Source organism: Vibrio sp. VP6 (assembly GCF_028823755.1).
Classification (GTDB): Bacteria; Pseudomonadota; Gammaproteobacteria; order Enterobacterales; family Vibrionaceae; genus Vibrio; species Vibrio parahaemolyticus.
This window is the reverse complement of sequence record NZ_JAPEID010000021.1, coordinates 1-13,803: the sequence shown is the minus strand read 5'-3', so window position 1 is coordinate 13,803 and position 13,803 is coordinate 1. Positions and strand designations below refer to the sequence as shown.

Annotated in this window: 13 protein-coding genes; 8 read left to right on the top strand and 5 right to left on the bottom strand. The window is 39.4% G+C overall.

Features of this window, described 5'->3' with window-relative positions; genetic code table 11:
- Positions 1–16: 16 nt before the first annotated feature.
- Positions 17–1,729 carry a hypothetical protein gene (locus tag OU793_RS14270; protein WP_140303727.1) on the top strand — a complete coding sequence of 571 codons (1,713 nt, stop codon included), beginning with the start codon at positions 17–19 and terminating at the stop codon, positions 1,727–1,729.
- Positions 1,730–2,064: 335 nt separating this feature from the next.
- Here the strand turns inward: OU793_RS14270 and OU793_RS14265 are convergent, their stop codons facing one another.
- Both OU793_RS14265 and OU793_RS14260 read right to left on the bottom strand, forming a co-directional pair.
- Positions 2,065–2,721 (bottom strand): helix-turn-helix transcriptional regulator, encoded by a 657-nt coding sequence (locus tag OU793_RS14265; protein ID WP_021452594.1) that lies wholly within the window; start codon positions 2,719–2,721, stop codon positions 2,065–2,067.
- Between the two features lie 43 nt (positions 2,722–2,764).
- Complete coding sequence (locus OU793_RS14260) at positions 2,765–2,911, bottom strand: hypothetical protein (protein ID WP_021452593.1); 147 nt, start codon at positions 2,909–2,911, stop codon at positions 2,765–2,767.
- A 636-nt stretch (positions 2,912–3,547) separates the two neighbouring features.
- On the opposite strand from OU793_RS14260, the gene OU793_RS14255 reads away from it, so the two are divergent.
- From OU793_RS14255 to OU793_RS14235, 5 genes are all read left to right on the top strand, one after another.
- Positions 3,548–4,660, top strand: a complete 1,113-nt coding sequence (locus tag OU793_RS14255; protein ID WP_021452592.1) for a site-specific integrase — start codon at positions 3,548–3,550, stop codon at positions 4,658–4,660.
- Between the two features lie 166 nt (positions 4,661–4,826).
- Positions 4,827–6,341, top strand: coding sequence for a hypothetical protein (locus tag OU793_RS14250; RefSeq protein ID WP_069526124.1), 1,515 nt, complete (start codon positions 4,827–4,829; stop codon positions 6,339–6,341).
- A 92-nt stretch (positions 6,342–6,433) separates the two neighbouring features.
- Positions 6,434–6,931 carry a hypothetical protein gene (locus OU793_RS14245; protein WP_236578048.1) on the top strand — a complete coding sequence of 166 codons (498 nt, stop codon included), beginning with the start codon at positions 6,434–6,436 and terminating at the stop codon, positions 6,929–6,931.
- A 144-nt stretch (positions 6,932–7,075) separates the two neighbouring features.
- Entirely contained in the window at positions 7,076–7,441 is a 366-nt protein-coding gene (locus OU793_RS14240; protein ID WP_236578047.1) for a hypothetical protein, read from the top strand.
- A gap of 46 nt (positions 7,442–7,487) precedes the next feature.
- Positions 7,488–8,015: a type IV toxin-antitoxin system AbiEi family antitoxin gene (locus OU793_RS14235; protein ID WP_069526122.1), complete on the top strand. Its 528-nt coding sequence runs from the start codon at positions 7,488–7,490 to the stop codon at positions 8,013–8,015.
- 60 nt (positions 8,016–8,075) lie between these two features.
- On the opposite strand, the gene OU793_RS14230 is transcribed toward OU793_RS14235, so the two are convergent.
- The 3 genes from OU793_RS14230 to OU793_RS14220 form a co-directional block, all read right to left on the bottom strand.
- Positions 8,076–9,836 (bottom strand): hypothetical protein, encoded by a 1,761-nt coding sequence (locus OU793_RS14230; protein WP_069526121.1) that lies wholly within the window; start codon positions 9,834–9,836, stop codon positions 8,076–8,078.
- Positions 9,837–10,170: 334 nt separating this feature from the next.
- Positions 10,171–10,425, bottom strand: a complete 255-nt coding sequence (locus tag OU793_RS14225; RefSeq protein ID WP_069526120.1) for a helix-turn-helix domain-containing protein — start codon at positions 10,423–10,425, stop codon at positions 10,171–10,173.
- Between the two features lie 347 nt (positions 10,426–10,772).
- Positions 10,773–11,726, bottom strand: coding sequence for a LysR family transcriptional regulator (locus tag OU793_RS14220; protein WP_021452586.1), 954 nt, complete (start codon positions 11,724–11,726; stop codon positions 10,773–10,775).
- Between the two features lie 135 nt (positions 11,727–11,861).
- Between OU793_RS14220 and OU793_RS14215 the strand changes: the two genes are divergently transcribed.
- The gene (locus tag OU793_RS14215) at positions 11,862–13,100 is read left to right on the top strand and encodes an anaerobic sulfatase maturase (protein ID WP_193237396.1); all 1,239 of its coding nucleotides are present in this window, start codon (positions 11,862–11,864) and stop codon (positions 13,098–13,100) included.
- A 7-nt stretch (positions 13,101–13,107) separates the two neighbouring features.
- Positions 13,108–13,764, top strand: a complete 657-nt coding sequence (locus OU793_RS14210) for a sulfatase-like hydrolase/transferase (RefSeq protein ID WP_274647786.1) — start codon at positions 13,108–13,110, stop codon at positions 13,762–13,764.
- The last annotated feature ends 39 nt before the right edge of the window (positions 13,765–13,803 follow it).

The following is a 13,803-nucleotide window of genomic DNA, read 5'->3' as shown; positions in this document are numbered from 1 at the left end:
CTTAGGAATCATAAAAATGAAAGGCTTGCAATTTCAACGTCTAGTTCTACTGTCCGATTCGAAAAGAACGGCGAATCAGTTCACATTTCCGAAGAGGTTCAATCTCGTTACAGGAAACGACAATAGCATTGGGAAGTCTACGTTAGTCAAAAGCCTATTTTGGGCTATTGGTTGTGCCCCTCATTTTGATAGTGAGTGGAAATCAAATGATGTAAAAACAATTCTGTACTTCACGGTAAATCAAAATAAATACATTGTTAGCCGTTATGCTGATGGCATTTACTTCGGAGCGGAAGGATCGTCATTAACTAAGTACTCGAAAATTACAGGTCAATTCGCTGAAGATTTTGCTAAAGTTGTAGGTTTTGACTTAAAGCTAGCCAATAGGACGGAAGGTATAGACTGCCCCCCTCCTGCTTTCTATTTCCTACCGTTTTATATAGATCAGAAAAAAAGCTGGGATGAACCTTGGAATGGTTTTGAAGGGCTTGGGCAATACGCTCGATTTAAACAAAACCTGATCAAATATTTCAGTGGTTATTTGCCTAAAGAGCACTTTGATCTTGAAGAAGAAATTTTTGAGCAGAAATCTATTGAAAAAGAAGCTAATCAACAAGTTGTTAGAATAACAGAAGCAATAGATCTTCTTAAAGAAATCGCTCCAGAGCAGACCGTCGCAATTACTTCAGATGAGTTTCAGAGCATTCAACGTGAAATAGAAGAAGAATTGGCTAGCTTTTCATCTAGTCAATCAAATCTGTACGAACTGCAATCTATATTAGCTAATGATATTCATGAATTGGAACAGCAGCACTTAATTGCTAGTGCTTCAGCCAGAGAATTGAATGAAGACTACACATTTGCTGTCGAGAATATTCCATCAGACTCTCTTGAATGTCCTTTATGCGGTATAGAGCATGATAATTCTCTGTTAAGTCGTGCAGGACTTTTGGCTGATAAAGAAAGTATTGAGCAACAAGCAGATAAAATTAAATCTCTACTCGAAACTAAGTATCAGGAACGCGATGATCTCAATCAAGAGATCAGTTTCGTTACTGCTGAGATTGAACGTATAAACGAAAAATACTTAAAAGAAGATTCTGAGGAGCAGCAAACAGAATTTGAACAAGCTATTCACGCTGTTTCGCAGCATAAAGTTAATCAAAATGTTACTCAAAAGAAAGAAAGCTGTCAGCTCCAATCAAAACAAGCTAACGAGCTGCAAAAGAAAATTAAGAAGGAACAAAATAAGCTAGTCAAAAAAGCTACTCGTGATGAACTAAATGAACTATTTATGGGCAACCTAGTTGAATCTATCAATTCATTGTCTGCTACGGGTGTAAACCTTGATGGCGTTAAAGCGCCAATGGATTACAAAAAAATACTAGGTGGTGGTGCTGCTGAGGGAACACGAGGAACACTTGCTTATCAACTTGCCGTTCTTCGCCAAATTGATCACGCTAATCCATGTGAAATAGCCCCATTTGTTATTGATACACCTAATCAACAAGAACAAGCCAAGCATCGATATGATCAAGTTATGGACGTGCTTACTGAAAACATTCCTAAAGGTTATCAAGTCATTTTGTGTGCAATGGATAATGCGGCTTTAGACAACTATAAGCAAGATGCTCATATCATTAAGTTGGACAACAACCGCCTACTGCTACATAAACCTTATGCTCAACTTCGTGCTGAGTATGAACAAGTCGTCTTAAGCAACAGCTAACAAAAAGGGTAACCTAACTCGCTTTGAGGCACATCGTGTCTGTGTATACATCTAAAAGCACGTTTTAGTATCAAAAATACCCAAGCGGCCAGTTTTCTGACGGCTTGGGCATTACCCCACACCTTACCCGTTTATCATGACGGCGTTTCGATTAATAAGCTTCCCGTTCATCTAGCTTTTTACAAAGCAGCAGTCATGAATACCAAAAAGAATGCTAGCGCCATAGCTACAAAAGGTAGCGTACGGGGCTTTCCTTTTAGGATCACATTCAAACAGGTTTTTAGCCTGATACTTGAGCTTTTGGTGCTCGAACCATTTTGGGTTGGATCTATACCCTACCAAACAGCAGGAAATTCAACAATATCTTCAACTGAAAAACCATGGTTTAAAAGAGACTGACGTATAAGAAATGGAAGAGTATTGGCATCGCTTGGGTATTTGCTCAAGCGTTCACTTGCATAATTATCAACAAACTCGATAAGCTGTTTGCTGGTGAACGGAGCTAGTACTTGAGATGTCCATACTGCATCCTCAACACTATGCTCTAGTTCTTCGCTGGAATGTCGAAACTTCAACCGACCTTGGCTAACGACGCGAAACTGTTCTGCACCTTGGTAGTGAATGACGAGTTTTAACTCTGGAATCTTTTTGACCAGTTTACCACGTTGATCTCTTCGCGGATCGTAAAACGCTTGGCTAAGAATTACTTTGCCCTCAACTCGAAAGAAGGTTTTCTCCATAGTTTCAGTATCTAAAGACCAATAAACCTTAAAACTGTTACGTCGAATCTTGTTCCCATAGATATTCAACAAGGGTAACAACTGTTGCTCTGTACCTTGTTTAGTACCTTTTTTCCATGCACTTACAACTGATTGCTGTGTTCTGCACTTTTCGGCAATTTCTTGCTGTGTCCAACCATCGTTCAAGGCCAGCCTAACGATTTCTCTTGTCCATTTGAACGGTTTCTTTTTACTATTTTTGCTTTTTTCCATGAGTTCCTTCGAAGAAAGGGAGCTTTAGCTCCCCCTTTTGAGTTTATTTCTTCTTACCACCGTTTTGCGGATTTTGAGGATTCATTTGCCATCCACGATTTCCTTGGTTTTTTGAATATGTCTTATTAGTGCCAGATGTACCTTTGTTAGCGTTTACCATGTCTGAGTTGTGGTTGCTTTGCTTAGGCATTTGTTTACTCCTTGTTGAGGTCAAAGTTACAAGGTATATGCTAACAACAGAAAAAAATCTCGCGACTGATGATTTGGTGATAACTAATGATATTCCATGATATTTTCTTGATTTTCAATCTGTGAGCACTTTGCAAATGGCATTTGCATAAGTTTTGATAAGATAATTATCAATTAATAAAATGCTAATAAATGATTTCTATCAGTGATAATGTAGCAAAGAAAGCTAGTCCATACGCCATGATATCTAAACTTTAGCTCCCTCTTCGGGGAGTGACGAAAGTTCACCAAACATGTCTTTCAGTCCATTAAGCTAAACCCAATCGTCTTAGCATTTTAGAGATTGCTACTCACCACAACCTTCCCCTACCAACCAATATTCTGGTTATTTTTTGACCAATCAGATCATTTTTTTCAAAAAATTTTCTAGGTAAAAAATCTCGATAAACTCGATGTGTATAGGTTTGATAAATAATCTCAAATTCGATATCGATTATTTCTACGTATAGACAAATGATGTCAAAAGTAAATAATTTATTGTTAATATTCAGCATCTTACTGAGTTGACGACTATAATTTTTAGCCGTAACTTCCGTTTTGACGAATGACTTGCATTCGATAAAAAACGGAAAACATTATGAAAACTATAACAACTACAAAGTTACCAACTATAAAAGACTACATCGACGCATATCTCATAGAGAGAAAATATTGTTCAGCTCCTTCGACATTAGCCTCCGACCTCAGCAGAGCAAAGAATATAAACGAGGCATTAGGAGAGTTCCCTATCAATGCAGTTAGCCACTCTCAGATTAATACGCTTCTAGTAAGTTGGCACGAGCGCTTTAGCAACAAAACCATCAACGAACATCTGACAATCTTACGTCGTATATTTTTGAAAGCAGTACGTGATGGCGTAATTGGCAGAAATCCGATGAAAGGCGTACAGAACTTCAAAACTGTGGATCCTGAGCCAAACCCTTTCACAAAAAAGGAATTAGCACGGATGCATGAGTGCAAGAATGTCTGCACCCAGGGACAGAATGCCGCAATGCTGAATCTGCTGACAGGTCTTCGTATCAGTGAACTGATAGCGTTGTCTTGGCAAGATATAAACTGGGAACGCGAAGTGCTCTATGTCCGTCGAGCTTGTGTATTGAACATTTATAAATGCCCGAAAACGAAAGGTTCTGTACGTGAAGTTGATTTAAATCCACTTGCTTTAAAACTATTGAAAGAGCAGCTGAAACTGACAGGAAAGCGCCGCCCACAAACAATCAATATTCTTGAATGCGACAATAAAACATTCACGAAAGACTCTGTCAGTTTCATTTTCTTAAATACGAAAACGAATCAACCTTTTACTGATGCTAAAGAATTCACTGAGCGATTCTTCATCAAATTTCTAGAACAAGCGGGTGTGGCTCACAGAGGTGTTGGTCAGCTACGTCATACATTTGCTTCCCAGTGCCTAACGGCAGGGATCAGCAAAGACTGGCTCGCGGTTCAAATGGGGCATAAAAGCACAACAATGATCGACAAACATTATGGTCGATGGATTCGTGAAGATTCACCAAACTACGCGAGTGAGGCTGCGCAACACCTTCAGGAGATATTCGGCCTACCGCAAATAAAGCCAACAGTGACTTTACCTGCTGTTCCTCACTCTTCGTTAGTGCTGTTGAAAAAACTTCAGTCCAAACCACAGCTCATTCAACTTCTTGAAGGCATGCTGGAGAGCGACAGATGAGCACGGTGACCATTGAGAACAAACATAAAGTCGTACATTTTGAAAATGTGACGACATGGCAACCCGCTACGCTTCCGTCACACTTTTGCTTCGCAAAAGATGCACGGAAGCTGCGGGCAAGAGAAGGCTCTCTTGACTCTCTAACTCGACCTCTTGGAGGTCGAGAATGAGAACAATCAGATTATTCCACCGACGAATGAATTACTCTTCAACTACAGAAAGTCGTGTGAAATGCGAACACTCTCTTGCGCATTCACTGCGGATTGCTCCTCCAACTAATGCCAAAATATCCAAGAAACTTGAGTGGAACGAGGAGCTAAGTCAACACAATTTCATGTGGATAAACAACCATATTTCTCCAATAGAATCTTGGACTGAAGCTGAGCGGCTTGAACTCTTGTATGAGATTGTTCCACAGCCACGTATTCACAACCAATCAAAGCTTCAAACACAGCAGCGCCAGTATCGCCGAAAAATGAAAAACGCAATAGATAGTGAAATCAAAAGTGGTAACACGGATGCTGCTAAGTTTTTGCAGAGTATTTTAGAAACTGATGGTCATGTTTCGTACTCCTCTATTCAGAAGTTTTCTCTTTTGACAATGCAGCGCAAGAAACAGCGTCTCAAGATGCTAGAGACTTATCTGAACGCTCACAATCAACTACAACACAGAGCGCCGACCAATAACATATTCATCCAAGAAGGGATTTTTAAGATCCCTCACCGATGGGAGGTTGGTAGTGATCTGGTGAATGCTTCGGATTATATCGAGTTCACTCGACTATTCCTTGTTCATTATTTCCCAGACTATGAAATTAAAACAATTATTTGCCATGACGATGAAAGGGATAAAAACCAAAACACAGGGTGCCACACGCATTATTTTTTATCTGCGTTGAATCAGAAAACCAACAAATTTGATCTTCACAAACGTCAAATACAAGTTGTGAGCGAATACATAGAAAAAGTTACAGGGGTAAAGGATTTCTTTCCGAATGATTCAAAGTTGACACGTGAGGAGACACAAGACTTTGGGCATTACTTTCAACGAATGGTTCAGGATTTTGCGAATAAGCATTTGTGTCGTTCAAAGGGGTTGTTAGTTGAGTTTTCTACTGAAACAGAAAGGAGAACAAAGCAGCGTAAAGAAATGGATCAGCAAGCAAAACTTCCGAAAAGCCAGAGGAAAAACAACTTAAATAACTACTTGCTCAAAAGACAAGCAATACAACGCAAGGAACTCGCGAGTGATATTGAAGCTGGAAGAAGTGAACTAGACGACATTAAAACGCAAGTTGCTATTTCTACAGGCGAAAACGAAATGATCAATGAACTAAAAAGGCAAAATAGCCGAGATATTTCTGCTGAGAATAAAGAAATCGTTCAATTGCGTGCTGAAAAGCACGCTTTAGAAAAATTAGTTCAAAACTTAAAAGATGACATCATCCGTCCTTTAAGCCAGTTCTGCCAGTCAGTTTTCTTGGGTTTGAAAGCTAAAGAATCAGGTCAATCACGGATGGTTGAATCATTCTTGGATAACGCCATGAAAGACATGTTGAACCTGCCACCCAGCATGCAGGTAAAAGCAAAGGTACTGTTGGAATCAGTAGAACTGCGCAAAAGTAATCTTGAGCGCAATAAGACCGACCAAACGTCAGAAAACGATACGTTTGAAAGGTAAGTAAGTTAAGTTCTTAACTTACTAACTTACTAACTTACTAACTTACTAACTTACTAACTTTCATTAAAAAAACAATAATAATGGTGAACAGCATGGCAAGACCGAAAACTTACACTGATGAAGACCTCATCAAAGCCGCTAATGAGCTGATTAGCAGAGGAAAGAAGCCCAGCGGATGGCGCATTAGAGAGTATTTACAAAGAGGAAAAAGCTCTTCGATTCAGGTTGATCTGGAAAAGCTCATTGCTGACGGTAGGATTCCAGAAGCACTAAATGATACCCCATCAACAACAACTCAAGTAAGAACCTCATATGAGCTACCAGCGGAAATTCAGGAGCTTCTCGACAGAAAGGAATACGATATCTCTACATCACTTCGAGATATTGTTATTGCTATGAATGACAGTATTCATACCCATTTTGAGTCAATTACTTACACACGCATAAGAGAAGCAGAGGCAATCAGTCAACACGCGATCAAACAAAAAGAACAGTCTGAGGGAGAAGCTTTGGATATTGAACAGACTCTCCAAAGGGCTACAGATGCAAATGATCAATTAGAGGAGAAAATTGAAGCTCTGCAATCTTAGGTAGTCGAATCACAAATCGAGAAATCTGAGTTATTAAAAAATATCAGTCAACTTACGAGTTCACTCAATCAAGCAAATGACAGGTTAGAAAACCAGCAAGATACCATTTGTGGACTCCAAGCCAGCCTATCAAAAGTCGAAAAAATGAATTCTGCACTAACGGTACAACTGGAACACGCACTTAACGATGCTAAAAAGCTTGAGTCTCAGCTTACTGAACTATCTGAACGCTATGAGAGTACTTATATCAAACTAACTGAAAGTTCGACTAAGCTACAGTCAATGACAGAAGCACTGGACAATTCTGAACATAAGTTAAGCACTGTCCAGGATGAAAATACCGATCTTTTAGTAAACTATCGAATCTTAGAGAGTAAGTTACATGAGTCTCAATCTAATATTGCAGAACTTAAGCATGTAAATCATGAGCTTGAAAAGCAGCTTACGTACTTTTTAGAAGAAACTGACTCCATTTGTGATGCTGTCAATGACTCATCAAGTGGACACTAAAGTATGCTATGGTTACTCATGTCGTCTACTTAGTAAACTTAACAATATGGATATTCAAACGGCGTTAGAACGTCTGCATAAATTTGATGGGCAACGCATTTACGTATATACCAAGCGCAACTTGCGAAGAGTATTTTTTGATGACAGTGAAGAAGCTTTTAAGCAAAGTTTACCGCGTTTAATCAAGTTTGGGGTACTAGAACGAGCTTGCCGAGGCATTTATGTGTTTGCTTTAAGTCGCCACAAAGGTGGCTATACCATTGAATATGTGGCTAAAAGTCTACGTCGTGGTGAATACAATTACATCTCGCTTGAATCCGCTCTTTCAGAATATGGCGTAATTTCTCAGATTCCGATTGATCGTCTGACAGTAATGACTACTGGTCGAAAAGGTGTATTCAAGACTCCATACGGGGTGATCGAATTTACACACACTGATCGCTGCGATATCGATATTCTGAACAATACAATTCTGTATGACAGACCACTAAGAATCGCCACGGAGTCTGCGGCGATTCGAGATTTGAAGCGCGTAGGGAGGAATACTCATATGCTTTGCAATGAGTTTGATTGAGTACGGTAGAAAGTAGGCCAAAGTTAGGAATTTACTCTTAAATTATTTATATACAATCACTTACGGCGCACAATAAATTATTGGTATTGCGTTCATATCTCTAACTGCGTGTGCAAAAGAAGAAATAATCCACAATAATTGCGTGATATGCCCAGGAACAGGCTCCCCATTCTGGATTCGTCTGAATTGCGCCTCAATGGCAGACTTCGACATAAAAGAACAGCTAAGAATACATTTCCGATGAAGTTGATAGTTTTTCAGTAAACTCTCAAGATCCGCTTCAATTTTTGTTGTGTCACCTCTGCGTACACGATTGATCTGCGTTTGAGTGCTATTGTTAGAGTACACACTATTGAGCTTATCTTCGATTCTTTGAATAAACTGCCGTTTATCAAAGAACATATTACCCAGATTTTTAATGCCTTGACCAACTACGTCATGTAACTTACTTGCTGAAGTTGTTTCATCACCATGTTTCGAGTGAATAAAGGCAATACTGCCTTCGTTAAGATTGAAGGTGATATGGTCAGCCCACTCAATACCTAAATCATCACAAAAAACATAATCATCACCTTCGTGCAAGTTCTCTACAAAATGGAACATCGAGCCTTCAGCAAAAGCGGTTTGATCAGATACGAACGTCCCTTTCTCTGAAGTGATTTCAGACATTTCATCAAATGGCTTCAGTATATCAAGGATACTATTTATCTCAGATACACCTGATGAATCTTGAAAGCAGGCGCCCATAAAATACATATATTTGGGGTCAGAAAAAGTAACACTGTAAAACCCATTTTTAACAATGAATCTCTGCAAGGTAATCTCTTTCCCATTTTCGATTACTCTGAAATTAGTGAGCTTCTTTGATTGTAGAGTTAAAGTTTTAGGGTTTCTTCTAATCTTCGCATCGGACTCATAACCCACAATCTGGTCATTAGAATTAACCTCAAAAGTCTTCTCAAGATATTGAAATAGTCTTTGTTTTACTCTGTTTGAAACAGTTATGGTTTTACCACGCTTTGATCTATACTTAATTATCAAACGATCTTTCTCAACTCGCTCAGATAGCAGGGTACTTTCGATTAACAAAGCATTTGGACTAGTGATAGCAAGAACATCTGCTAACTCAACTTTTTTTGCAAACGCTTCAAGGAACTCATTGTCTGTTGCATTTGCAAGCAAATCAACTTGCTCTTTTACCCACAAAGCGATGTCATCGACTGAGATCCTTTGCGATGCCTCTACAATTCGACCTGTACCAGAAATTGATTTCGTTGATGCACCTTGTCTGATTTTCAAGTAATAAGGAATTGATCTGCCTGCTGAATGGGTAGAAAGTAGACCTTTGAGATCCGCAGCCTCATAAGACCTTGCACGCATCGCCCTATCTGAAATAGTCATATTCCTTAAAGCCATTTTTTGATATTCCGCATCATGGCTAAAGGTTCGACTCAATTCGGTGCTACCAATTAACTCAAAATGGTCTTTGATTAGTTCTGTGATATTGGAGCAGCTCTTTTTCAACACCGCATAGTGGTTATTGAACTCAATAATAATGATGTAGGCATGAATTCGGTCTTCAACCTGCTCATTTAAAAAGTAAACAGGTCGAACAGAAGGGAAAACTTTAATAGAGTATACGTAGCGTAACTCCCTATCATCCACTACCTTTTCTTCTCTGAACTCATCAATTAGATAGCTTCCACCACTCTCCATATTATCCGATGCAGCTTCTAGGATACTTCGGATAATTTCATCGCTTATTTCCGTTTTAGGAAGGTAGAAGTGTGCGTTTTTTGTTAACTCTAATCTTTCTGGCATTTATTTTAGCCTTATAATCAAAAGTTATATCTACCGTGTATTAACACTTTTCAGGCGTATTTTTACTGCATTTGAAGTCCGTTCATTTTGATATCATTCATTATGAAACTCAACTACTATCAGGCTATTATGTGAATAGAAAGTGTGTAACTGTAGAGAATACAGAAATTTTCCGTTCAACTTCCTGATACTTCGATTAACTCGACTTGATTTGAGCCTAAGTTCTCACTGACAAAGTTTGGTGAACCTCAGTGGGTTTGACTAGAAATAGTTGGTCGAACAATCATCAGCTTTATAACTCGATGATTCTGCAAGAATAACTTAGTTTTATGATTCACCAATCCTCTGGGTCACGAAGCTTTGCCTGCTCTCGGCTTACTACTTTATCTTGAATATGTAGCTCAAGATCGAGAGATGACAGCAGGCGCATCAGACTTTCGATACTGGACGAGGCGGGAGCACGTTCAAGTTTCGATACCGTGGTCTGTTTTAGACCAACAATATCGCCGACTTTGGTTTGGTTGCGCCTTTGATTCCTGCGAACATCACGCAAGTATATTCCCAGTTGCTTAGGACTTGTTATGAGCATATCTGCCTCCAATCTAAATTAACCCCTGTAGGGGATATTAGCACTTTAACCCCTGTGAGGGTTAAAGTTAATTTTACCCCCGCACAGGGGTAATCAGTAATAGCTAAGATTAAGAGGATTAGTTGACTGGGTAAGGATACTAGAAAATATTTCGGCTTATATGCTTGATGCTCTTGCTAAGTTCGATTGTTTTCGTATACTGATTGTGATTAACATTCGTCAACGTGACATTTGGTTGATGAACGTAGAAAGCTAGAAAATTCAAGAGCTTGATATATATAGGTTTTCAAAGAGATGGGGTTCAAATCCCTATCTCTCCGCCACATTTAGAAAAAAGCCGTTGATTATCAACGGCTTTTTTCGTATCTACTGTCAAACTTCTTGTTATACACATCTAGAAAGTCATTCATCAGCTTAGAAATGGTACTGTGTAACCACACAATCATAGGATCGTTTTTGTAGGCCTTGTCGTATATAAAGCCAAACTCTTTTTCTTGCAGCGGCAGAAACACCTCATCGCTCGAAGTAATGTAGCTAAATTTTTCACCCAACTGTTCTGCTATGTAGATTGAACAAGGAAACAATAAGTCTGTCGTCTCAACGGCATTAATAATGACATTGATATGCGTCGTTTTAAGTTTTACTTTGAAATCGATACCGTGACTCAACAGCAATCTTGAGAGTTTATCTTGCCGCTCATTCCAATGCTTTTGCAAGTGGATAGCCAGAGGATAAGACGCGATTGTCTCCAAGGATATTGACTCGTTATTAATTGGATGATCTTTTCTACAGACCATAACCGACATATCTTTTCCGACTTTTCTTTGGACCAAGTTTTTATTTAAATTTAATGGAAAATAATGAATTCCAAAATGAACGAGCTGATTATTAATTCGATCTGGCGTTAACTCATTCCAATCTTCAATGGTTAATTCTATATTCGGCGCGTTCTCTGAAAAATATTGAATTATTTCTGGGGCTAGCCAATATGCGATGTAGCTATTCATCGCTATATTGATTTTTATATCTGAGGTCGATGGATCAAAAGACATATCCTCAGTTAATTCATCAATATCATGAATAATATTATTGAGCTTGGCACGTATGGAGATTGCTTTTGGCGTTAGCTCCATCCTGCCGTTTTTTCTGGTAAGTAATTCATCCTGAAATATTTCCCTTAAGCTTCTTAGAGTTCGGCTCACCGCAGAAGCACTTGTCGACATTTGGTTTGCTGTTGCTGTGATACTTTTTGTTTCCAAAAGTAACGCCAATGGTTTCAGTAAGTTATAGTTAAATATCATGTCTAAACTCTCTCACAACGCTCCCTAAAAACATAATATCAATTTTGATAAGTATCAAGTATCACTATTATCAATTGTGGACAAGAACATATTAATTAAACTAGTTCCATCTTGGTTGGAGTAGAAGAATTCCTTATGGCTGGTTTACATACTACAGTGAAAGTTGTTGGCTCAAAATGCAACTATGATTGTCAATATTGTTTTTATTTAGAGAAGGACCTGCTCTTAAAATCTAAAAAATCAATGAATATAGAAACGCTAGAGACTTATATTAAAAATTATATTTCTAGCCAAGATACGCCTATTGTCGAGTTCGCATGGCACGGTGGAGAACCTACATTGATAGGCATTGATTTTTTTGAAAAGGCTGTTGAGTTTCAAAAGCAATACGCTAACGGAAAATTAATAAAGAACACAATTCAAACCAATGGCTCTAAATTAAACAGTGATTGGTGCCGATTCTTTCGAGAAAATAACTTCTTGGTTGGATTAAGTTTAGATGGGCCTGAGTGGCTTCAAGAAAAATACCGAACCAAACAAGGAAAAAGTGCTTTTAAAGAAAGCTTTTCTGCATTAAAGCTTCTACAAAAAATGAACGTTGAATACAACGTTTTGGCATGTGTGACCAAAGAGTATTGCAAACATGCTGAGGCTATCTATTCATTTTTCCGCAAGAATAAGGTGAAACATATTCAGTTCTCACCTCTTGTCGAATCTTCTCCGTTAAAAACAGAGCAAGCTCGTGGCCAGCACTTTGGTAGCAATCTGATTTTCTCGACAGACAAACACCATACAGATCCTCAGAAATACGAACCTATCGCTTGGTCTGTTGATGCCAAAGAATACGGACGTTTTCTCACCGACGTATTTCATCTTTGGGTTTCTCAAGATGTGGGAAAAGTCTTCATTTCGAACTTCGAACAGGCATTAACACAATATCTTGGCAACCCCTCTCCAAACTGTATTCATGCAAAAAAATGCGGCTCGTCTTATGCCGTTGAAGCAAATGGTGACGTTTATTTCTGTGACCATATCGCCTACCCGGAGTCGAAACTCGGCAATGTATTCGAAACATCGTTGCACGAGATGTCGCTGAATCACGAACTTCAGTTCAATAAAGAATCCCGCTTATCTATGCGATGTAAACAATGCCAGTTCTTGTCTCTCTGCAACGGCGGCTGCCCAAAACAACGCTATCTCTCCGACACTGGAGAGCATGAAAACGTCCTTTGTGATGGTTATTTCTATTTTTTCAGCTCAGTACAAAAGTATTTGCAAGCAATGACGACGCTCTTAGCTCATGGCTATCCAGCGAGTTATGTCATGCAAGCATTAGACGGCCCTTTAATCCTAACACCCTCTAATAAAAGGTAATCAATAAATGGATATTTTGAAAACAACGGTGACCATCACCGGAGCGCTCGCTCCGTGTTTGGTTGCGGCAGGAACGGTAGACAGAACAAAGCTCCCAATTCCTGACATTGAGCCCCAAACTTACACTCAACTCGACGTGCGAGATGTTCAGCGCCCCGAGCCAACTCGCCGAATCGCGGCACCAAAAGATGCACCTAACGTGCTTGTTATCTTGTTAGATGACGTCGGTTTTAGTCAGTCATCCCTTTTCGGTGGCGCAGTTGATATGCCGACACTTGATGCGTTGGCTAAACAAGGTCTTATCTATAACCAATTCCATACAACTGGCGTAAGCTCTGCAACTCGAACTGCCTTGCTTACTGGCCGCAATCATCACCAAAATAATATGGGTTCAATTGCGGAAACATCGACGGCCTTCCCTGGCAATACAAGCGTTCGACCAAACTACATCGCTGCCCTACCAAAAATTTTGAAATATAACGGTTACAGCACGGCAATGTTTGGTAAAAACCACGAAATTCCAGCTTGGGAGACAGGGCCCGCAGGTAACCAAACGCTTTGGCCTTCTGAAGTGGGTTTCGACAAATTCTACGGCTTCTTCGGTGGTGAAACCGACCAGTTCCAACCCGTGTTGATTGACGGTAATACGGGCTTTGTTGCGTAATTCGATGGAACTAAATCAAGAAACTACGATCTGAGCGGC